The organism is Micromonospora sp. NPDC003776 (assembly GCF_053605645.1).
Genome location: NZ_JBSGJR010000047.1, coordinates 1 through 21,795, shown reverse-complemented (window position 1 = coordinate 21,795; position 21,795 = coordinate 1). Strand labels below are relative to the sequence as shown.

14 protein-coding genes and 1 pseudogene are annotated in these 21,795 nt (G+C 72.1%); 10 read left to right on the top strand and 5 right to left on the bottom strand.

Features of this window, described 5'->3' with window-relative positions; genetic code table 11:
• Positions 1–151 precede the first annotated feature (151 nt).
• The 4 genes and pseudogenes from ACWEVO_RS06990 to ACWEVO_RS06975 all read right to left on the bottom strand — a co-directional run.
• Positions 152–2,269: pseudogene (locus ACWEVO_RS06990) on the bottom strand (FtsK/SpoIIIE domain-containing protein); the annotation flags it as partial.
• 1,601 nt (positions 2,270–3,870) lie between these two features.
• Positions 3,871–5,691, bottom strand: coding sequence for a glycoside hydrolase family 15 protein (locus ACWEVO_RS06985; protein ID WP_452306639.1), 1,821 nt, complete (start codon positions 5,689–5,691; stop codon positions 3,871–3,873).
• A gap of 12 nt (positions 5,692–5,703) precedes the next feature.
• The gene (locus tag ACWEVO_RS06980; RefSeq protein WP_452306638.1) at positions 5,704–6,753 is read right to left on the bottom strand and encodes a glucose 1-dehydrogenase; all 1,050 of its coding nucleotides are present in this window, start codon (positions 6,751–6,753) and stop codon (positions 5,704–5,706) included.
• Positions 6,754–6,764: 11 nt separating this feature from the next.
• On the bottom strand, positions 6,765–8,063 hold the full coding sequence (locus tag ACWEVO_RS06975) for an NAD(P)/FAD-dependent oxidoreductase (RefSeq protein WP_452306637.1): 1,299 nt from the start codon (positions 8,061–8,063) through the stop codon (positions 6,765–6,767).
• A 141-nt stretch (positions 8,064–8,204) separates the two neighbouring features.
• Here ACWEVO_RS06975 and ACWEVO_RS06970 point away from each other — a divergent pair, with 141 nt between their 5' ends.
• The 7 genes from ACWEVO_RS06970 to ACWEVO_RS06940 all read left to right on the top strand — a co-directional run bounded on the left by ACWEVO_RS06970 (position 8,205) and on the right by ACWEVO_RS06940 (position 20,033).
• Complete coding sequence (locus tag ACWEVO_RS06970; protein ID WP_452306636.1) at positions 8,205–8,537, top strand: hypothetical protein; 333 nt, start codon at positions 8,205–8,207, stop codon at positions 8,535–8,537.
• Positions 8,538–9,090: 553 nt separating this feature from the next.
• Entirely contained in the window at positions 9,091–15,168 is a 6,078-nt protein-coding gene (locus ACWEVO_RS06965) for a DNRLRE domain-containing protein (protein WP_452306635.1), read from the top strand.
• Positions 15,169–15,207: 39 nt separating this feature from the next.
• Entirely contained in the window at positions 15,208–15,711 is a 504-nt protein-coding gene (locus tag ACWEVO_RS06960; protein ID WP_452306634.1) for a lipoyl domain-containing protein, read from the top strand.
• A gap of 482 nt (positions 15,712–16,193) precedes the next feature.
• The gene (locus ACWEVO_RS06955) at positions 16,194–16,646 is read left to right on the top strand and encodes a helix-turn-helix transcriptional regulator (protein WP_452306633.1); all 453 of its coding nucleotides are present in this window, start codon (positions 16,194–16,196) and stop codon (positions 16,644–16,646) included.
• A gap of 62 nt (positions 16,647–16,708) precedes the next feature.
• Positions 16,709–17,065: a VOC family protein gene (locus ACWEVO_RS06950; RefSeq protein WP_452306632.1), complete on the top strand. Its 357-nt coding sequence runs from the start codon at positions 16,709–16,711 to the stop codon at positions 17,063–17,065.
• 128 nt (positions 17,066–17,193) lie between these two features.
• A complete protein-coding gene (locus ACWEVO_RS06945) occupies positions 17,194–19,566 on the top strand; it encodes an ATP-binding cassette domain-containing protein (RefSeq protein WP_452306631.1) in 2,373 nt (790 codons plus the stop codon).
• A 56-nt stretch (positions 19,567–19,622) separates the two neighbouring features.
• Positions 19,623–20,033: a VOC family protein gene (locus tag ACWEVO_RS06940; RefSeq protein WP_452306630.1), complete on the top strand. Its 411-nt coding sequence runs from the start codon at positions 19,623–19,625 to the stop codon at positions 20,031–20,033.
• A 25-nt stretch (positions 20,034–20,058) separates the two neighbouring features.
• Here the strand turns inward: ACWEVO_RS06940 and ACWEVO_RS06935 are convergent, their stop codons facing one another.
• A complete protein-coding gene (locus ACWEVO_RS06935) occupies positions 20,059–20,649 on the bottom strand; it encodes a TetR/AcrR family transcriptional regulator (RefSeq protein WP_452306629.1) in 591 nt (196 codons plus the stop codon).
• A gap of 68 nt (positions 20,650–20,717) precedes the next feature.
• Here ACWEVO_RS06935 and ACWEVO_RS06930 point away from each other — a divergent pair, with 68 nt between their 5' ends.
• From ACWEVO_RS06930 to ACWEVO_RS06920, 3 genes are read left to right on the top strand one after another with little or no spacing between them, the layout of a single operon-like run.
• On the top strand, positions 20,718–21,116 hold the full coding sequence (locus ACWEVO_RS06930) for a nuclear transport factor 2 family protein (protein WP_452306628.1): 399 nt from the start codon (positions 20,718–20,720) through the stop codon (positions 21,114–21,116).
• Positions 21,113–21,625: an anthrone oxygenase family protein gene (locus ACWEVO_RS06925; protein WP_452306627.1), complete on the top strand. Its 513-nt coding sequence runs from the start codon at positions 21,113–21,115 to the stop codon at positions 21,623–21,625. Before ACWEVO_RS06930 ends, ACWEVO_RS06925 begins: the two co-directional genes overlap by 4 nt.
• Complete coding sequence (locus ACWEVO_RS06920) at positions 21,622–21,759, top strand: NAD(P)H-binding protein (protein ID WP_452306626.1); 138 nt, start codon at positions 21,622–21,624, stop codon at positions 21,757–21,759. Before ACWEVO_RS06925 ends, ACWEVO_RS06920 begins: the two co-directional genes overlap by 4 nt.
• Positions 21,760–21,795: the final 36 nt, after the last annotated feature.

Genomic DNA, 21,795 nt, shown 5'->3' with positions numbered 1-21,795 from the left:
TGCTCGGTCGCCTCGGCCACGGCCCGGTCGGCGGCGGCGCACTGCTGGGCGTACCAGGTGTGCGCCTCGGTCCGCTGGGCGGCCACCCGGGCGGTCAGCTCGGCGAGCCGACGGATCTGGGCGGCGTACGTCTCACTGGTCACCGGCTCGTTCATCGCGAAGGACCATAAGGGACGATCGTCTGCCCCGTGCGGTGCACCGCCCGGTCGAAGTAGAGCCCCCGCCACGGCCGCGGGTACCAGTCCGGCCCGCCGGTGCCGGGGTAGAGGGCCCCGCTCAGCTCGGCGCCCTGCACGTCCAGCGCCACCCACGCCCCGATCTGGTCCAGCCGGGCCCCGGCGCCGCCCAGGTCGGCCCGCATCCGGGCCACCCCGCGCCACCAGGCCAGCACGTGCGTACGCCGTTCCGGCCCGTCGTGCAGGATCCGGCGCAGCTGCTCCAGCCCGGTCCGCCGGCCGGCCTTGCCGGCGAGCTGCGCGGCGGCCGCGTCGACCGCGTACAGCAGCAGGTAGTGCGGGGTGTTCGGGGCGCCCGGCGTGCCGAGGGAGTCGCCCACCTCGGCCATCAGCTCGGGCACCGTCTCCTCGTCGTACCAGGCGGCGTCGTCGGCCAGGTCCTCGTAGAGGGCGCGGGCGGCCGGGTCGGCGTCCGGGTCGAGGCAGGCGATGGAGAACCGGGCGGTGCCGGGGCGGTGCTGCCGGGCGAGGGAGCGGGCGGCCGCGTCCAGCACCGCGCACGCCTCGTCGATCCGGGTGCCCAGCACGGCCAGGTTGCGCCCGGGGGCCCGGGGCAGCCGCAGCGCCGCCGAGCGGGCCTGTACGTCGATGATCTCCCCGAGCAGCGCCACCGGGTTGCGCGGCACCCCCTGCTCCGGGGCGGCCAGCGCGCGGAAGTCCGGCGCGTCGGCCAGCCGGGGGATCGCGTCGCCGTCGAAGAGCCGGGCCGGGGCGGCGTCCGCGGGGCGCATCCGCCACAGCCGGTGCTGCAGCTCGCTCCAGGTCTCCCAGTCGCTGGCCGACGGGATGCGGGCCACCTCGTTCCCCTCGGCCAGCCCGGACTCCGCGTTGACCACGGCGTGGTGGCGGGGCAGCGACTGCGCGGCGTCGTTGCGCTCGGCCAGGATGCGCAACGCCTTGGGCAGCGCGATGCGCAGGGTGAACTGGGCGACCAGCGCCGGCCGCCCCCAGAGCGCCTCGATGCCGCGCACGTCCTGCGAGGCGAGCACCAGGTGGATGCCCTGCGACCGGCCCCGCCGGGCCAGGTCCTCCAGCAGGTCGGCGGCTTCCCGGGCGACCACGTCCCGGCCGGCGAGCAGCGCCTGGAACTCGTCGACCACCGCGACGATCCGGGGCCAGTGCCCGTTGGGGTCCACCGCGCGCAGTTCGGCCAGCTTGGTGACCTCGTGCTTCTTCGCGGCGTCCGCCCGGCGGCGCAGCTCCTCGGCGAGGAAGCGCAGCAGGGCCAGCCCGAACTCGCGGTCGGTGTTGACGTTGATGCCGACCAGCCGCATGTGTGGCAGCCAGCTCGGGTCGCGCCGGCCCTGCGCGAACCGCGCGAAGGACACCCCCTCCTTGAAGTCGAGCAGGTAGAACTCCAGTTCGGCGGGGGAGTAGCGGGCGGCCAGCGCACCGATCCAGGCGAAGATCAGGTTGGTCTTGCCGGTGCCGGAGGGGCCGCCGATCAGCGCGTGCGGCGGGTAGTCGCCGAGGGTGAGCAGCACCGGGCGGCCGTGCGGGCCCTCGCCGATCGGCGCGGTCAGGCCGTGCGCCGAGTCCTCCCGCCAGTATTCCTCGGCCGGGGGGAGCAGGTCGGTGAAGGGCGCCGGCGGCGGGCCCGCGTTGACCCGGGACGCCACCTCCCGGCAGGTCTCGGTGACCAGCGGGGCGGGCGGCGGCGCGTCGAGCGTCACCGACAGGCCGGCGATCCGCGCACCGTCGGGTTCCACCGTGATCCGGGTGACCGTCGGGTCGTCCGGCAGGTCGATGCCGCGGACCACCAGGTGCACCCCGCAGGCCGCGCCGGTGCGGACCACCCGGTCCAGTTGGCCGCGTTCGTGCCGGGACAGCTCGTCGCCGCCCAGCAGCACCGCCACCCGCCACGGTTCGGGCCGGCGGCCGGTTCCCGCCGCCAGGGCGCGCAGCGAGGCGTACTCACCGGCGAGGACGGTCTCGTTGATCCGGCGGATCTGCTCCACCAGGCCCCGGCCTGCACCCGCCAGCCACGGCAACAGCCGCACGCCCAGGGCCCCGGCCGCGGTGAAGACGAGCAGCGGCACGAACAGATCCGTGCTCCGGGCGTCGCCTCCGGACCGGTCCGCCGCCGCCAGTCCCGCCGTGGCGGTGATCGCGGCCGCGACGAGAAGGACCAGCCACGGTACGCGCCGACGGCTGGCGGCCGGGGCGGCCGGCTGGACGCGCCGGGCGGCGGTGGCACCGGCGAACACCCCGATCAGGAGGACGCCCACCGCCGCCGCCGTCAGCGCCAGCCGCAGCCCGGATCCCGTCGACGCCGCGGTCACCGCCCCGGCCGGACCGACCAGCCCGACGATCGCCCACGCGCAGAGCCAGCCGACGATCGCGCCCAGCACGGCCGGCACCAGGTGCTCCAGCATCCACAGCAGGGCGACCAGGGCGGTGGGCAGGCCGCTGCCCACCGCGTGGCGCAGTTCGACGCGCCGGCGACGCAGCGCGGCGGCCACCACGGCGACCAGGGCGACCAGCGCCACCAGCACAGCGGCCCACTGCAGCGGCAGAGTCCGCCGCCGCACACCGTCGGCCACCGCGCCAGCCTGGTCGGTCAGCAACCCGATGCCGCTGGCCACCCGGCGGGCGAGGACCTCCTGATCGGTGCGGGCCGCGACGTACCGCTTGCGCAGGTCGTCGACCCGATCCGCGACCACCCGTGCCGCGGCCAGCGTCAGGCCCGGGGCGAGGTCGGCGTCCACCGACCAGAGCAGCTGGTCACCGACCTCCCTCGCGAGCTGTTCGGCGATCGCGACGTCCCCGATGACGAGGTAGGCCGGCACGGTCGCGAGGGCGCTGTCGAGAGGCAGCTCGCCCCGGCGCAGTGACCAGTCACGGCGGCCCGGGCGGTCCAGCGGCCGGCGCCCGTCCTCGGCGACCTGGTAGCTGCCGGCAACGGAGGTGACCACCCGCCGTTCAGCTCCCCCTACCTGGGCGGAGAACGTCACCGCGTCGCCCGGGGCGACGGCGAGCTCCCGCGCCAGCGGGGCCGGCAACCAGACTCCACCAGCGGGTACCGGGCCGCTCCCCGCGGCCGGTACAAGATGCGCGGCGGGGTCGGGAAGGGCGAAGATTCGGGCGCGCTCGCGCCGGGACGCGGATCCGATGAACGACTCCCACCGCGTCGGCCGGGCCAGCTCGACGCCCACCGACTTGCCGTTCAGGACGGGTTCGGACAGTCCGGGGATGGCACGGATCCGTTCGATGACGTCGCGTTGGTCGGCACTGGACGGTGAGGCCGACGCGGTCAGCCGGACGACCGCCGCGTCGCTCTCGCGGGCGCCGGCGGGCACGGCGGCCCGGGCGGCCTCGAACGCCGCGTTGTCCGAGGCCTCGGCGAACATCGGTGGTGTGGCACCGGTCGTGGCGAGCACTGTGAACACCAGGAACACCAGCAGCGACCAGGGCCCCTGCCGGATGCCCCACCAGGTAGCCGACCACAGCAGCGGAGTACGGGTACGGCGCGATGGCCGTGGCCGGGGCGGCGTGTTCCCGGTCGACGGGGCCGGGACGCGGGCCACCGTCGTCGCGTCGAACCCATCCGGCATGACCAGCCCCCGTCGTCTGCGGACCCGTCCGATCCTGCCCGCTCACGCCGCACGGCGGAAGGCTCCGGTACGGCAGAACCCTAGGACCGCTCGACCGGCGTGTGCTGCTCAGCGCGTGACGCGGAGGTACGGGTGCTGGCGCCGCTGAGCTGCCGCGCCGAGTTGACCAGCCCGACCAGGCTGAACGCCTGCGGGGTGTTGCCGAGCTGCCGGCCGGCCGCCGGGTCGTACTCCTCGCTGAGCAGGCCGACGTCGTTGCGCAGGTTCAGCAGCCGGGTGAAGAGTTCCTCGGCCTCGCCGGTGCGGCCGGTGTTGTGCAGCGCGTCGACCAGCCAGAAGGTGCAGGCGAGGAAGGCGCCCTCCCCGCCGGGCAGCCCGTCGACGTGGTCGTCGTGGTCCGGCCGGTAGCGCAGCAGGAAGCCGTCGACGCAGAGCTCGCGGCGGATCGCGTCGACCGTGCCGACCACCCGCGGGTCGGACCACGGCAGGAAGCCCACCCGGGGGATGAGCAGCAGCGCCGCGTCCAGGCCACGCGAGCCGTAGTACTGGGTGAAGGTGTTCCGGTCCGGATCGAAACCCCGCGCGCAGACCTCGGCGTGCACCGCGTCCCGCTGGGCACGCCACCGGTTTACCGGACCGTCCAGGCCGTACCGCTCCACGGCGGTGACCGCCCGGTCGAAGCCGGCCCAGGCCATCACCTTGGAGTGGACGAAGTGCCGGCGCGGTCCCCGGACCTCCCAGAGGCCGTTGTCCGGCCGCTGCCAGTTGCCCTCCAGGAAGTCCAGCAGGGCGCGTTGCACGTCCCACGCCTCCTCGGTGGCGGCGATGCCCGCCTCCCGGCTGAGCTGGAGGCCGTCGAGCACCTCGCCCCACACGTCCAGCTGCAACTGCTCGGCGGCGGCGTTGCCGATCCGCACCGGACGGGAGCCGGCGTACCCGTCGAGCCAGTCGAGAGTCTGTTCGGGAATCCGGCGGGTGCCGTCCAGGGCGTACATGATCTGCAGGTCGGCGGGGTCGCCGGCGACCGCGCGCAGCAGCCACTCCCGCCACGCCTTGGCCTCGGCGACGTACCCGGTGCCGAGCAGAGCCTGAAGGGCGAAGGTGGCGTCGCGCAGCCAGCAGTAGCGGTAGTCCCAGTTGCGCGGGCCGCCGAGCTGCTCCGGCAGCGAGGTGGTGGCCGCCGCGAGGATGCCACCCGTGGGGGCGTAGGTGAGCGCCTTGAGGGTGATCAGTGCCCGGCGCACCGCGTCCGGCCAGCGCCCGTCGTAGTCGCAGCGGGCGATCCAGGTACGCCAGTACCGCTCGGTGCCGGCGAGCGCGGCGTCCGGGTCGACCGGGGTGGGCCGGGGCAGGTGGGAGAGCTGCCAGGTGAGCACGAACGGCACCCGCTCCCCCGCCGCCACGGTGAACTCGGCGACGGTGGAGCGGTCCGCGCCGCGCAGCGGCGCGTCGGTGCGCAGCCACGCCGCGTCCGGGCCGGCGACGGCGGCGAGGTCACGGCCGTGCCGGCGGACCCAGGGCACGATGTGGCCGTAGTCGAAGCGCAGCCGCAGGTCCATCCGCATCGGCACCCGCCCGGAGATCCCCTCCACGACCCGGACCACGTCGGTCGCCCGGTCGCGCGGCGGCATGAGATCCACCACCCGGACGCTGCCGTCCGGGGTGTCCCACTCGGATTCCAGGATCAGCGTGTCGTCGCGGTAGCGGCGGCGGGTGGCCGGGCCGCCGGCGGCCGGGGCGAGCCGCCACAGCCCGGCCTCCTCGTCACCGAGCAGCGCCGCGAAGCAGGCGGGCGAGTCGAAGCGGGGCAGGCAGAGCCAGTCCATCGAGCCGTCCCGGGCCACCAGGGCGGCGGTGTGCAGGTCGCCGATCAGCGCGTAGTCCTCGATCGGACGGGGCACGGCGCCCTCCTCTCAGTCGAGGGTGAGAACGACCTTGATGTCGTCGGGTCGCGGGCTGAGCGCCTCGGCGAACCGGCTCAGCGGCACCCGGCGGGTGATCAGCCGGTCCAGCCAGCCCGGGTCGGCGGCGGCGAGGGCGTCGGCGGCGGCCGCATAGTGCCGCAGGTTGGCGTTGACCGAGCCGACCACCACGTCGTTCTCCAGGACGAGTCCGCGGTTGGTGGCGCCCGCGTCGACCGGGATGGTCCGGCCGCCGGAGGAGACCCCGGTGAGGCAGACGATCCCGTACGCGGCGGTGCCGTTCATCGCGTCGACCACCACCCGGCCGGCCCCGGTGGCCTCGATGACGATGTCCGGGTGGAGCTTGTCGGTGACCTCGGCGACCGGGCGGCTGTGGTAGGTGGCGCCGAGCGCGGCCACCGCCGCCGGCTTCGGGCCGTCCTCAGCGAGGTCGAGCACGTGTACGTCCAGGCCACGCTGGACGCCGAGCAGGGCGGCCAGCAGGCCGATCGGGCCGGCGCCGGTGACCAGCGCGGTGCGCGGCTCGTACCAGGAGCGGGCGCCGACCCGGTCGACCTGCTCCCAGGCCTTGGCGACCACACTGGTCGGTTCCATGAGCATGCCGACCCGTTCCAGCTTCGGGTCGAGCCGCACCGCGTAGTCGGGCTCGACGGTCCACAACTCGCTGGCGTAGCCGTGGCGCTCCTTGATGCCCCGCTCGGTGTAGCGGCCGTTGCGGCACATGTCGAACTCGCCGCGGGCGCACGCCCCGCAGGGCACCGGGTCGGGCCGGCGGACCACCCCCACCACGAGGTCTCCCGCGGTAAAATCGCTGCCGTCCGGGGCCTGGCAGACCCGGCCGAGGGACTCGTGGCCGAGCACGAGCCGCTCGTCGCCGGGCGGCGCCCAGCCGTAGTCTCCCAGGACGATCTCCTTGTCGGTGCCGCAGATGCCCAGCGCGACGCCCTCGACCAGCAGCTCACCGTCGCCGGGAGTCGGGTCGGGCAGGTCGGTCAGGGCGGCGGTGTCGGCCTGCTGCGGGACGACGGTCAGGGCGCGCACGGGGTCTCCTCTCAGGCGTGGACGGTTTCCGGGGCGCCGGTCTCCAGCGGCACGGCCGGACCGGACACCAGGTCGAGCCCGACGGCCGGGCGGGAGCCCAGCGCGGTGAGCAGCCAGTCGGCGGCCACCCGGGCGCGGCCGGCCGGCAGCGCGGTGAGGTGGTAGCCGCGGGTCACCGCCCGGGCGAGCAGGCCGGACAGCGGTACATGCAGCGGGGCGGCCGCCGCCTGCCAGCCACCCAGGTCGACCACGAAGCCGAGGTCCCGGTGCCGGTAGGGACGCTGGCGGCCGGTGCCGTAGCTGGCTGCGATGTTGTCGGCGGCCAGCCGGCCCTGGCGTACGGCGTGCTGCGCGGTCATCGGCGTCGCCTGGCCGGGGTGCTGCGGATCGGGTACGGCGGCGGCGTCGCCGCAGGCCAGGATCTCCGGGTGCCCCGGCACGGCCAGATACTCGTCGACGGCCAGCCGGCCGTGGTCCAGCGGCAGGCCGGTCGCCTGCACGAGGGGGTCGGGACGGACGCCGACGCACCAGATCAGCGAGTGGGTGGCCAGGCTGCGGCCGTCGGTAAGCCGGACGCCGGTGGCGGTGGCCTCCCGCACCGATACGCCCAGGTTGACCTCGACGCCGCGCTCCCGCAGAACCCGTCCGGCGGTGGCGGAGAGCCGCGGCTGCATGCCGGGCAGCACCTGGTCGGCGGTGTCCACGAGCAGCCAGCGGATCGGCACGTGCGCCAGCCGGGGGTGGCGGCGGGCCAGCTCGCGGGTGAACAGCTGCCCCTGGGCGGCGACCTCGGTGCCGGTGTAGCCGGCGCCGACCACCACGAACGTGCAGCGGGCGGCGCGCTCGGCCCGGTCCTCGGCGGCGTCGGCGAGTTCGAGCTGGCGGACCAGGTGGTCGCGCAGGTACAGCGCCTCCGGGATGCCCCGGAAGCCGTGCGCGTGGTCGGCGACGCCGGGGATCGGCAGCAGCTTGTTGACGCTGCCGGCGGCGAGCACGAGGCGGTCGTAGCGCAGCCGGTCCCGGTTCCCGGTCGGGTCCCGGTAGCCGATCCGCCGGCCGGCCACGTCGAGCTCGTCGACCTCACCGAGCACCAGCCGTACGCTGGGCAGCGCCTCGGTCAGCGGCACCGCGACGTGCCGGGGGTCGAGGACGCCGCCGGCCACCTCGGGCAGCAGCGGCAGGTAGAGGAAGTAGTCGGTGGGATTCACCAGGGTGATGTCGGCGCGGCCGCGGGCGACGCGGGACAGCCGCCGTGCGGCGTGGAACCCGGCGAAGCCCGCGCCGACGATGACGACGTGCGGTCGTGCCATGGGGGCCTCCTCAGGATGTGTGCACCGTGGGGATCGCTACCCGGGCCGGGATGCCGGAAACCGGACCAGGGAGATTCATTGCACACTGCAACCGTCGATCGTTGCGGCGTCGCCAGCCGGGCCCGTCCTTCGGGGAGCGCCATGAGCAGCCGCGAGTTGGTCGTCCGGATGATGGCGGACTACGGCTGCTTCCCGCTGTGGAGTGGTCGCGCCGACCACCCCGGCGACCTGGACCCGCGCCTTCTGCCGATCACGGCCGCGCTGGCCGCGGACCTCCTGGCCTGGGCGCGCGCGTACGACGACACCCTCGACCACGCCGACCCGGCGGCGTCCGGGTTCCCGACACCGGAGCACGAGGCGCGCTTCCACCGGCGCGGCGCGGAACTGGCCCGGGAGGTGGCCCGTCAACTGCCCGCTCCCTATCGGGTGCGGTACTTCGACGGCCGTACGGGCCGGATGCGCGACGTCGGCTGAAGGGCGGCGGGCCGGATGGGACGCTGGCCGGCGAGCGGGCCGAGGTCCCCGCCCTCCCCGCCTCGCGGTCCCGTCGGCCCGCCCCGGCGCGAAAAATCTCGAAACCGGCATCCCTCGCTCTGCCGGCCACGCTCATCGATGGTTGATCACTGTGGGTGATCGAATCTAGCGAGCCTCGACTGCTACCGCAGCTCCGGAGCGAGCTGTCACCACTAGAAGTGGTGACGGGATGTGATTGAGTTGGTTCGCTTATACCTGCTCGGACATTGACCCTCAAGAGCCGGTCGGTTGAATACTCCTATACAACCGTCCTATCGGAGGAGAAATCGGAGCCCGTAGCCTCTCCCTCACTATCCAACGAGCCCGTACGGGGGAGGACATCGTGGACGGTCGTATGGCTGTGCGCAGAAAATGGACAAGGAGATTCGGCCGGGCGGGACGTCTGATCGCGTCCGGCCTTGCCGTGACACTGGTGGCCTCGGCCACCAATCAGCTGGCCATCACACCGGCGGCCGCAAGCCCAAAACCGTCACCGCGAGTAGTTGGCCCGGCGGTGTTGGAACGCCCGGACGAGGCGGCGGCACTGACCACTGCCCGGATCACTGGCAAGAAGGTGAAGATCACCGGGTTGACGTCGGAGACGTCGGAGTTCTGGGCGTTGCCCACCGGCTCGGTGCAGGTGGAGATGCACCTCGGGCCGGTACGGATGAAGGACCCCGACGGCCGGTGGACGCCGGTCAACTTCAACCTGGTCCAGCAGCCCGACGGATCGGTCAACGCGATCGCCCACCCGGGCCACCTGCGGCTGTCCGGCCCGGCCGGCGCCGGGGACCATGACCTGGCCACGCTCGGCACCGGCGGCCAGCAGGTGTCCCTGGGCTGGTCCGGACCGCTGCCCCGGCCGACGGTCGAGGGCACGCGGGCCACCTACCCCGACGTACGCCCCGGCGTGGACCTCGTGCTGGAGGCGACCCGTACCGGATACGAGCAGTTCCTCGTCGTCAAGAACCGGGATGCGGTCGCCCAGGTCCGCAGCATCCCGCTGCCGCTGCGCGGCAAGGGCCTCACCGTCGCGAAGAACGGCCAGGGCGGCTTCGACATCCGCGACAGATCCCACCACCTCATCGGGGTCTCCCCCGCGCCGACCATGTGGGACGCCGCCATCGATCCGCGCGCCGGCGTCGCCACCCGGCACACCACCGTCGCGACCCGCACCCCGGCCGCCCGCGCCGCCGGAGCGACCGCACAGGTGACCCTGACCCCCGACCAGGCGTGGCTGACCGACCCGAAGACCCGGTTCCCGGTCACCATCGACCCCGCGATCACCCTCAAACCGAACTACGACGCCTTCATCGAGAGCGACTACACCAGCGACCAGTCCGGCGCCACCGAACTGCGTGCCGGCACCTACGACAGCGGGACCACGAAGGCCCGGTCGCTGCTCAGCTTCCGCAACCTCGGCTGGTTGCAGGGCAAGCAGGTCCAGGCCGCAACCCTCTACCTCTACAACTTCCACTCCTGGTCGTGCACGGCACGGCAGTGGGACGTGTGGGAGACCCTCTACTCCGATTCGACCGCGCGGTGGACGAACCAGCCCACCTGGGTCAAGGTCACCGGCTACTCGAGCGTGACCAAGGGCTACAGCGGCTGTAGCGGCGGATGGGTGAACGCCTCGGCAACCGGCGCCTTCGCCGACACCGCCAACGGCACCTCCTCCACCACCGTCAACCTCGGCCTGCGGGCGCACAGCGAGACGGACAATCTCGCCTGGAAGAAGTGGGACTCGATGGAGGGGACCAACGACCCCTACGTCAACCTCACCTACAACACCCCGCCCACCGTCAGCTCCCGCGCGACGGTGCCGTCCACCGCGTGTGCGACCGGCTCGAACCTGCCCTACATCAACACCACCACACCACAACTGCGGGCGCAGATCACCGACTCCGAAGGCGCGTCGGTGAAGGCCGAGTTCGAGTGGGTCACGGGCGGCGGCAGCCACATCGGCAGCGCGATCATCGGCCCCGGCGCCTCCGGCTCCTGGCTCGCCACCAGCGTCCCCGCCGGCGCCTTCGCCAACAACACCACCTACTCCTGGCACGTACGCGGCAACGACGGCTCGGTGAACGGCAACTGGAGCAGCTACTGCGCCTTCATCATCGACACCACCGCACCTGCCAACGCGCCCACCATCTCCTCGACCGCCTACCCGGAAGGCCAGTGGGGCGGCGCGGTCGGCACCGCGGGCAGCTTCAGCCTCGGCGCCTCGGGGGTGACGGACGTCAGCGCCTACGAGTACGGCCTCAACACCAACCCGCCGAACCAGTCGGTGAACGCGGCCAGCCTGGGCGGCAGCGCGACGGTGTCCATCACCCCGACCACGGACGGACCCCAGACCCTGTACGTCCGCTCCCGGGACCGGGCCGGCAACGTCTCGCCCACCCGGGCGTACCTGTTCTCCGTCGGCAGCGGTGCGGTCACCGCGCCGAAGACCGGTGACATCACCGCCGCCAAGACCGCCATCACCGGCGTCGGCCAGGCCGCGGCGACCGGCGTCACCTACCAGTGGCGGCGCGGCGACGCGGACACCTGGACAGACATCCCGGCCGCCGACGTGACGGTCGCGGCCGGCGGCGGCGCGGTCACCTGGCCGCTGCCGACCAGCGGCAACGGCGCCTTCCCCAAGCTCAACTGGGACGTCGAGGCCACGCTCACCAAGGCCGACGCCCAGCTCATCCCTCGGGACGGGCCGCTGCAGGTACGCGGCACCTTCGTCGGCGGTACCGGCGGCACGTCGAGCGCCGTGAAGATCAGCTTCGACCGGAACCAGGCGTCCGCCGCATCGCAGGAGATCGGACCGGGCTCGGTCAACCTGGTGACCGGCAACTACAGCGTCTCCGACACGGACGTCTCGGTGGACTCGTACGGTTCCGACCTGACCGTCGGCCGGTCCTACAACACCCGGCGGTCGACGCAGACGGACTCGGCGAACATGTTCGGCTCGGGCTGGGTCTCCGGCGCGGTCGTCGACGAGGCGTCCTCGCCCTACACGTCACTGACCGTCTACGGCTCGCTGGTGCAGGTCGGCACCCCGGACGGGGACACGATCGGCTTCACCAAGAAGACTTCGACCGACTTCGAGCCGGAGATCGGCATGGAGGGGCTGAAGCTGACCTACGCGAGCGCCACCGACTCGTACGCGCTCACCGACGAGGACGGTGACGCCACCACCTTCACACGGGTCACCGGCTCGGCCGCCGGGAAGTACTTTCCCACCGCCGTCACCGTGCCGGGCAACAACCAGACCACCACGCTGAGCTGGGAAAAGGTGACGATCAACAACACGGAGATCGTCCGTCCGACCCGGATGCTGGCACCGGTGGCCGACGGGGTCAACTGCGCGACCCTGACCCGGGGCTGCCGGGCGCTGACCTTCACCTACGCCACGGGCACCACGGCCACCGGCAGCACCTCGGACGGTTGGGGTGACTACGCGGGGCGGGTCAAGGAGATCAGCTTCACCGCATGGGACCCCGACCTGTCCACCCCGGCCATGCGTACCGTGGCGATGGCCCGCTACATCTACGACGACGCCGGTCGCCTTCGTGCCGCGTGGGACCCCCGCCTGGACTGGAACAACAACGGCACCACCACCCACCTGTGGGACACCTACGACTACAACCTGAACGGAGTGCTCAGCCAGGTCACCCCGAGCGGGCAGCAGGCGTGGCAGCTCGGCTACACCACCATCCCGGGCGATCCGGGCATCGGCCGGCTCAACCGGGTCACCCGCTCGGCCCTGTCCGCCGGCACGGCGACCACCACGGTCGTCTACAAGGTGCCGGTCTCCGGCACCGGCGCCCCGTACGACCTGTCCCCCGGACAGACCACGCGATGGGCGCAGACCGAAGGGCCGACGGATGCCACCGCGATCTTCCCGGCGAACCAGGTTCCTGATGGTGACCCGGCCAACGGTGCCCTACCCACCTCCTACGAACGGGCGACGGTCAACTACCTGGACGCCAACGCGCGCAGCGTCGACATCGCCCAGCCCGGCGGCGGCATCAGCGCCACCTGGTACGACAGCTTCGGCAATGTGGTGCGGACCATCAGCGCCGGTGACCGGGAGCTCGCGTTGAACGCCTCCGGCTCGGACGATGCGGCGGCCGAAACCGCCCTCGCCAAAAGTTACTCGACGCTCAGCAGCTACTCATCCGACGGCGAGCGGCTGCTCTGGACCTACGGCCCCGAGCACGACGTCATGCTCGACAACGGCACCACCATCCGCGGCCGCAACCGCACCGCGTACACCTACGACGAGGGCGCCCCGAACGGCGGGCCCTACAACCTGGTCACCACGCAGGACGAGAGCGTGCACTACTGGGACGCCGGCGGGGTCGAGAGCGACACCGACGTGCGCCGCACCACCACCCAGTACGACTGGAACCTGCGTCAGGCCACCGTCTCGACCGTCGACCCGGCCGGCCTGGCGCTGACCAGCCGCACCACCTACGATCCCATCACCGGCCTGCCCACCTCGGTGACCGCGCCGGCAGGCGGCACGACCACCAACACGCCGTCGACCCGGCAGACCGTCTACTACCGGGCCACCTCCGGATCGGGTTACAGCGAGTGTGACCTCAAGCCGGAGTGGGCGAACCTGCCCTGCCGGGTGCAGCCCGGCGGCCAGGCGGCCAGCGGTCCGGAGCTGCCAGTCACGGTCACCACGTACGACATGTACAACCAGCCGCGGACCGTGACGGAGAAGACCGGCGCGGGTACGCTCCGGACGACCACCACGACCTACGACGGCGCCGGCCGGACCTACGAGACGTCGGTGACCGCCGCGGCCGGACTGGGCACCGCCGTGCCGACAACGCGCGATGTATACGACCCGGCCAGCGGACAACTGGTCCGGACCCAGTCGGTGGTGGCTGGCACGGTGATGGCGGAGCTCATCCGCGGGTATGACGCCCTCGGCCGCTTGACGTCCTACACCGACGCCGACGGAAACACCTCCACCACCACCTACGACCTGCTCGGCCGCATCGCGACGAGCAACGACGGCAAGGCGGAGCGGACCTACACCTACGACGGCGGCACCGAGCGGCGTGGTCTGCTCACCTCGGTGACCGACGCGCAGGCCGGGACCTTCAGCGGCAGCTACGACACCGACGGCAACCTCACCACCGAGAACTGGCCCAACGGCGTCAGCGTCACCCGTCAGGTGGACGAGGTCGGCAAGACCGTGGGGCTGGGCTACGCCAAACCGGGCTGTGGCGTCGGCGACTGCAACCTCTACAGCGAGTCGGTGACCACCTCGGGGCACGACCAGTGGCGGGAGCACGTCTCCACCCTGTCCGAGCAGCACTACGGCTACGACGCCGCCGGTCGTCTCACCGCCGTCAACGACATCGTCGGCGGGCAGTGCACCACCCGCACGTACTCGTTCGACCCGGCGAGCAACCGCAGGTCGCGCACGAGCTACGACCCGACGTCGGACGGCAGTTGCCAGGCCACGACGTCGTCCGCCAGCCAGTCGTGGACCTACGACTCCGCCGACCGGGTGAACACCACCGGGTACGGCTACGACGCCCTCGGCCGGATCACCAGCCTGCCAGCCGTGGACACCGCCGACCCCGCCGGCGGCGCCGTCACGACGACGTACCACGTCACCGACCTGGTCGACACCATCACGCAGGGCAGCCGCACCACCGACTACACCCTGGACGTGAACGGCGAGCGTGTCCGTTCGTGGACCGACAACGCCAGTGGTACAGCGGTGCAGTCCACCCACCACTACGACGGTGACGACGACAGCCCGGCCTGGACCCAGGAATCGGCCACCCGCTGCACGCGGGATGTGGCCGGGCTGGAAGGCCTGGTGGCAACCTGGGACAGTGACAGCGGCACCCTCGACTGGCAGGTCACCAACCTGCACGGAGACGTCGTCGGCACCATCCACGACGCCGACCAGGGCCTGTCGAGCACGGGTGAGTCGACCGAGTTCGGCACGCCACGGGACACCACCGGGATCGGCAAGCAGCGATACGGGTGGCTCGGCGGCAAGCAGCGGGCGTCGGACACGCCCTCGGGGATCACGCTGATGGGGGTCCGGCTCTACAACAGCGCCACCGGCCGGTTCCTCCAGGTCGACCCGGTCTACGGCGGCAGTTGCAACCGGTACGACTACAGCTGTCAGGATCCGCTTAACAAGTTTGATCTGGACGGGCGTTGCTGGAATCCGTTCAGGCATAACTGCTGGACCCGTCACGTGGCCGCCGTCAGCTGGGATGTTGCCAAGATCTCCTGGTACTCCCTGTCGTACGTCGACGGCTACGGGGAAGCTCGGGCAGGCTATGGCGCGTACCGGTTCTATCGGGCACAGCGAGCAGCAGGCCGGTGGGCCAGATTCCGTCCGCTCGGGAAGGGACTGAAGAGGTGGCGACGCATCGGCAACGCTGCCGGCATGATCTCCGGGTTCAACGATTTTCGTTCGACGTGGTCGAACATGAACTACCACATCAGCTGTCTCGCCCACCACTGTCAGACGGCCGCTGATGACCGGCGTTACGCGAGAAACCTGCGGCGAGAATTCAGCTGGACGCACCGCAGGTACGCACGGTGGGTCTGAGGCACCGATCAGCACGAACGAAACGATGATGGGTTGACGATGAGCATGCTCGGTAAGAACCGAAAGAGGTCGGCCGCTCTCCTCACCGGGGCAATCGTGTTCCTGGTGGCATACATCCTGACCGGCCGGTCGCTGTTCGTCCGGGTTGTCGTCTCGCTGTTTCTCGTCTACACGGTCGTCGAGCTGGTGCTCTTGTTGCTTGCCCGGCGAGGCACCTCGGGCGCGGGCACCATGCCTGCTGAGCGGGCCGGCATGAGCAGTGCCGGGGTCGGTGCCGGACAGGTGGGAGTACTCATGCCCCCGCTCGGTGAAGGCGTGGAGTCAGCAACGGTTCTCCGGTGGATTACAACCGCAGGCGAGACGGTGGAAGCCGGGCAGCCGTTGGCCGAGATCTCGACAGACAAGGTAGAAACCGAGGTTGTTTCGCCCGCAGCGGGTACCGTGGCGGCAATTCTCGTGAGGGCCGACCAGGTGGCTGCGGTGGGTACTCCCATTGCTGTCATCTCGCCCGCCGCAGATGGGCTCGCTTCGGCCCAGACGTGACGCGAGCATGGTCGCTGATCCGTCCGTGGCCCGGTCGCACCCGTAGGAGGGGGCTCCGGGTCACGGACGTTCCGCCCGGGCAACCGCGGCCGGGATCGCCGCCGCTACTCGGCCACGGTGCCGGCCCCGGTCTCGGTCTGTTCCGGTTCGGTACGTTGCCGACGGTTTGCTGACCCTGTTGCCGGTTCGGAGACAGCGGCTGGCGTAGCGGCTGACACTCGCGCGGCCGGCGGCGCCTCCGCTGCCGGCTCCGGACCCGGCGATCAATGACCAGTCGAATCCAGCGCCAACGCAGGAAGGAGGACCGACCAGAGCTCATGAGTGACATCACCGAGGCGGACGGACGCGAGCCACTCGCCGATGTTCTTCCCACGCTGCGGATCCACCCGCTCGGCGAAGGCGAGACTGCGAAGGAGGCATTTGTGCTGATCAGGCGGCCCAATGCTGGGCATCGCCCCGCTCGACGTGGCACGATCGCCGACGTGACCAGCACCTCCGCCGCAGACGACCACCGCCTGCGCGACCTCGCGCGGCTGCGCCGGGTCCGCGACCGGATCGACCGGGAGTACGCGCAGCCGCTGAACGTGGAGGCGCTCGCCCGCGGTGTGCACATGTCGGCCGGGCACCTCAGCCGGGAGTTCCGCCTCGCATACGGAGAGTCACCGTACGGCTACCTGATGACCCGGCGGATCGAACGCGCGATGGCGCTGCTCCGGCGGGGCGACCTCAGCGTGACGGAGGTCTGCTTCGCGGTCGGCTGCGCGTCGCTGGGCACCTTCAGCACCCGGTTCACGGAACTGGTCGGCGTGCCGCCCAGCGTCTACCGGCGCCGGGTGGCGGAGGAGGCCGCGGAGATGCCGTCCTGCGTGGCGAAGCAGGTGACCAGACCGATCAGGAATCGAGAAGCGCGGGCCACGGAGCCGGACATAGCGTGATCGGCGGGACATCACCCGGGACCGGCTGGCCCATGACCGATCCCACGACGTCAGGAGTGACCATGACCGGCTCCACCACCCAGGGCGTGCAGACCATCCTGCACCCCGTCTCCGACCTGGCCGCGGCCAAGGCGGTCTACAGCGCCCTGCTCGGCGTACCACCGCAGAGCGACTCCCCCTACTACGTCGGCTTCGAGGCCGCCGGCCAGCAGATCGGCCTCGTGCCCGGTGGCGGGCCGCAGGGCATGAAGACCCCGGTGGCCTACTGGCACGTATCGGACATCGAGGCGAAGCTGGCCGAGGTGACCGCGGCCGGCGCCACCGTGCAGGAGCCCGCCCACGACGTCGGCGGCGGCCGGCTCGTGGCCACCGTCCTCGACCCGGACGGCAACGTCCTCGGGCTGCTCCAGGACCGGTGACCCGCCGCCGCCGTCCTTGACCGCGACGGCGAGCACGAGATGATCGACCGTGACGTGACGCGTGGCCCGCCCGGCCGGACACCTCGGCCGGGCGCCGCACGGCCCCGGGTCGACAGGATGGAGACACGATGAGCATGGCCCCGACGACGCACGGCGCCGACAGCCACGACGTGATCCGCGTGCACGGCGCGCGCGAGAACAACCTCAAGGACGTCAACGTCGAGATCCCGAAGCGCCGGCTGACGGTGTTCACCGGCGTCTCCGGGTCAGGCAAGAGCTCGCTGGTGTTCAGCACGATCGCCGCCGAGTCGCAGCGGCTGATCAATGAGACCTACAGCGCCTTCGTGCAGGGCTTCATGCCGACGCTGGCGCGGCCGGAGGTCGACGTCCTGGAGGGGCTGACCACGGCGATCATCGTCGACCAGGAGCGGATGGGCGCCAATCCCCGCTCCACGGTCGGCACCGCCACCGACGCCAACGCGATGCTGCGGATCCTGTTCAGCCGGCTCGGCAAGCCGCACATCGGCTCGCCGCAGGCGTTCTCCTTCAACGTCGCCTCGATCAGCGGCGCCGGCGCGGTCACCGTGGAGCGCGGGGGCACCACGACGAAGGAGCGGCGCAGCTTCAGCATCACCGGTGGCATGTGCCCGCGCTGCGAGGGCATGGGCCGGGTGACCGACTTCGACCTGTCGGCGCTGTACGACGACAGCAAGTCGCTCAACGAGGGCGCCCTCACCATCCCCGGCTACAGCATGGACGGCTGGTACGGGCGCATCTACCGGGGCTGCGGCTTCTTCGACCCGGACAAGCCGATCCGCCGGTACACGAAGAAGGAACTGCGCGACCTGCTCTACAAGGAGCCGACGAAGATCAAGGTCGAGGGCATCAACCTGACATACGAGGGGCTGATCCCGAAGATCCAGAAGTCGATGCTCGCCAAGGACGTCGACGCGTTGCAGCCGCACATCCGCGCCTTCGTGGAGCGGGCGATCACGTTCACCACCTGCCCGGACTGCGGGGGCACCCGGCTCAGCGAGGCGGCCCGGTCCTCGAAGATCAAGGGGATCAACATCGCGGACGCCTGCGCGATGCAGATCAGCGACCTCGCCGAGTGGGTCCGCGGCCTGGACGAACCGTCGTTCGGGCCGCTGCTGGCCGCGCTGGGGGCGACCCTCGACTCGTTCGTCGAGATCGGGCTCGGCTACCTCAGCCTCGACCGTCCCGCCGGCACGCTCTCCGGCGGCGAGGCGCAGCGCACCAAGATGATCCGCCACCTCGGGTCCTCGCTCACCGACGTCACGTACGTCTTCGACGAGCCGACGATCGGGCTGCACCCGCACGACATCCAGCGGATGAACGGCCTGCTGCTGCGGCTGCGGGACAAGGGCAACACGGTGCTCGTCGTGGAGCACAAGCCGGAGGCCATCGCGATCGCCGACCACGTGGTCGACCTGGGCCCGGGCGCCGGCACCGCCGGCGGCGAGGTGGTGTTCGAGGGCACCGTCGAGGGGCTGCGGGCCAGTGGCACGGTCACCGGCCGCCACCTCGACGACCGGGCGTCGCTGAAGCCGACGGTGCGGACCCCCTCGGGGGTGCTGGCGGTGCGCGGCGCCGCCACCCACAACCTGCGCGACGTCGACGTCGACATCCCGCTCGGCGTGCTGGTCGTGGTCACCGGGGTGGCGGGCTCCGGCAAGAGCTCGCTGATCCACGGCTCGGTGGCGGGGCGGGACGGCGTGGTGGCGGTCGACCAGACCGCGATCAAGGGCTCCCGGCGGAGCAACCCGGCGACGTACACCGGGCTGCTCGACCCGATCCGCAAGGCGTTCGCGAAGGCCAACGGCGTGAAACCGGCGCTGTTCAGCGCCAACTCCGAGGGCGCCTGCCCGACCTGCAACGGCGCCGGCGTCATCTACACCGACCTGGCGATGATGGCCGGGGTCGCCACCGTCTGCGAGGAGTGCGAGGGCAAGCGGTTCCAGGCGTCGGTGCTGGACTACCACCTCGGCGGCCGGGACATCAGCGAGGTGCTCGGGATGTCGGTGGCCGAGGCCGAGCGGTTCTTCGCCGAGGGCGACGCACGGACGCCGGCGGCCCACACGATCCTCGGCCGGCTCGCCGACGTCGGCCTCGGCTACCTCACCCTGGGCCAGCCGCTCACCACGCTCTCCGGCGGCGAGCGGCAGCGGCTCAAGCTGGCCACCCGGATGGCCGAGAAGGGTGGGGTCTACGTCCTCGACGAGCCGACCACCGGCCTGCACCTGGCCGACGTCGAGCAACTGCTCGGCCTGCTCGACCGGCTGGTCGACGGGGGTAAGTCGGTCATCGTCATCGAGCACCACCAGGCGGTCATGGCGCACGCGGACTGGATCATCGACCTCGGTCCGGGCGCGGGCCACGACGGCGGCCGGATCGTCTTCGAGGGCACCCCGGCCGACCTCGTCGCCGGCCGCTCCACGCTCACCGGCGAGCACCTCGCCGCCTACGTCGGCCGCGGGTGACGGGTCGGTCAGGAATCGAGAAGCCCCGGCCAGGGGGCGGCACTAGCCTGACCGCCATGGACATCACGGTGAACTCCGCCTTCCTCCCGCACACCGACCCGGACGCCTCGCTGGCCTTCTACCGCGACGCCCTCGGCTTCGAGGTCCGCAACGACGTCGGCTACGCCGGGATGCGGTGGATCACGGTGGGCCCGGCCGGCGGGTCCGGCACGTCCATCGTGCTGCACCCGCCGGCCGCCGACCCCGGCATCACCGACGACGAGCGCCGCACGATCGCCGAGATGATGGCCAAGGGCACGTACGCCATCGTCACCCTGGCCACAACGGACCTGGCGGGCGCCTTCGAGCGCCTGGAGGCCAGCGGCGCGGAGGTCGTCCAGGAGCCGATGGACCAGCCGTACGGGGTGCGCGACTGCGCCTTCCGCGATCCCGCGGGCAACCTGATCCGCATCAACCAGGTCGGCTGACCTGGTCGGGCGAAGCCGCCGGGGCTCAGGCGACCGGCGGCTTCGCGCCGTACACCCGCAGGATGCCGGCCTGCACCGCGGCGGCCGCGTCGGCGGCGGACATCCGGCCCGCGACGACCTCCGCCCAACCGGCGTGGCCGAGCGCGATGGTGGCGGCGAAGAGCCAGCCGGGTGCGGCGTCCGGATCGAACTCGCCGGCCCGCTGCCCACGCCGGATAAGCCGGTCGAGCCGGTCGAAGATGGGCTGGTGCAGCTCGACGTCGGTCGCGCCGGGGGGCGGTGGCAGCGTCGGGTAGCGGTCGAAGGCGCCCCAGCTCACCCGCAGCAGGCGCAGCAGCGCCTCCGGCGCCGGCCCCTCGTCGAGCCGCGCCTCGTCGAGGGCGGCGAGCACCTCGTCCGTCATCCGCTGGTAGACCGCGGCGATGAGCGTCTGCCGGGACGGGAAGTGCGCGTAGACGGTCTGCCGGGACAGCCCGGCGGCGGTCGCGATGTCGTCCATGGTGGCCTGGGGCCGCTCCCGGAGCGCCTGGACGGCGGCGTCGAGGATGGCCGAGATGCTGCGGCGGGCCTCGGCGCGGACCCGTCGGCGACGTCCGGGGGAAATTTGCTCAGACACGGTTGTCAAGGCTACCCAACACCTCTAGCCTTGACATCATTGTCAGAGTTAAGGATCGAAGGGGCGCCATGCTGACGGAGACACCCCCAGTCCCCCGGGACGACCTGGCCGGCTACCTGCGGTCGTACGTGCAGGAGATGGCGTTCGGCGACGAGGAGCCCGGCGTCGTCATGGACCGCTACCACACTCCCGACATCGCCTGGTACAGCGACGGGCTGCACCTGGACCGGGAGCGCCTGGCGGCACACGCCCGGCCGGCCCGCCGGACGGTGACCCGGTGCGAGGTGGACGTCCACGACGCCCTGGTCGAGGGCGACCGGGCGGCGGCCCGCTACACGCTCATCGCCCTGACGCGCGGCCGCCACGTGGTCACCGAGATCCACATGTTCGGGCAGCTCGCCCCGGACGGACGGCTCCGCCGGGTCGACCAGCTCACCCGGATCGTCGGGACGGAGGACGCGCGGTGACGCGCCTCGCCGACGCACCGGTCGCCCGCGACGACGACCGGGACGGCACCCGCCGTCGGGCGGTCGCGGCCGTCGCCCTGTTCAGCACCGGGCTGCTCACCGGCGCCTTCGGCTACGGGGCGCTCAACGTGGTCCAGGCGTTCCGGGCGGTGCCGCTGGAGGTGCGACTCACCTTCCACGTCGCGCTGATGCGGATGAACGGGCCCGTCATGCAGTCCCTGATGGCGTTGTCGGCGCTGAGCCTGGTCGCGCTCGCGGTGCTGTCCCGGGGCATCGCCCGTCGGCTGGCCGCCGTCGCCGCCGGCCTGGTGGTGACCTCCTTCGTGGTCACCCGGTTCGGCAACGTACCGATCAACCAGAAGATCAAGGTGTGGGTCGTCGAGGGCGCGCCGGCCGACCACGCGGCGATCCTGCACCGGTGGGAACTCTTCAACGACGTCCGCACCGGCGCCGCGCTGCTCGCCTTCGTGCTCCTGCTCGTGGTGGTGACCAGGAGGGCCGGGTCGTGAGGCTCGTCGTCTTCGGCGCCGGCGGCGGCACCGGACGGCTGCTCGTGGCGCAGGCCGCCGCCGCGGGTCACCGCGTCGTCGCGGCCGTCCGCGACCCGGCGCGGCTCGGTGCCGTACCTGATCAAGACCGGTGAGCTGCGCGGCCTGCGGGAGAGCCTGGTCGCCGCGGT

Excerpts from the sequence above, each read along its gene's own strand:
- ACWEVO_RS06930 (WP_452306628.1), top strand. The coding sequence starts at position 20,718 with ATGCTGACGGAGACACCCCCAGTCCCCCGGGACGACCTGGCCGGCTAC.
- ACWEVO_RS06975 (WP_452306637.1), bottom strand. The coding sequence starts at position 8,063 with ATGGCACGACCGCACGTCGTCATCGTCGGCGCGGGCTTCGCCGGGTTC.
- ACWEVO_RS06950 (WP_452306632.1), top strand. The coding sequence starts at position 16,709 with ATGACCGGCTCCACCACCCAGGGCGTGCAGACCATCCTGCACCCCGTC.
- ACWEVO_RS06970 (WP_452306636.1), top strand. The coding sequence starts at position 8,205 with ATGAGCAGCCGCGAGTTGGTCGTCCGGATGATGGCGGACTACGGCTGC.
- ACWEVO_RS06945 (WP_452306631.1), top strand. The coding sequence starts at position 17,194 with ATGAGCATGGCCCCGACGACGCACGGCGCCGACAGCCACGACGTGATC.
- ACWEVO_RS06940 (WP_452306630.1), top strand. The coding sequence starts at position 19,623 with ATGGACATCACGGTGAACTCCGCCTTCCTCCCGCACACCGACCCGGAC.
- ACWEVO_RS06960 (WP_452306634.1), top strand. The coding sequence starts at position 15,208 with ATGAGCATGCTCGGTAAGAACCGAAAGAGGTCGGCCGCTCTCCTCACC.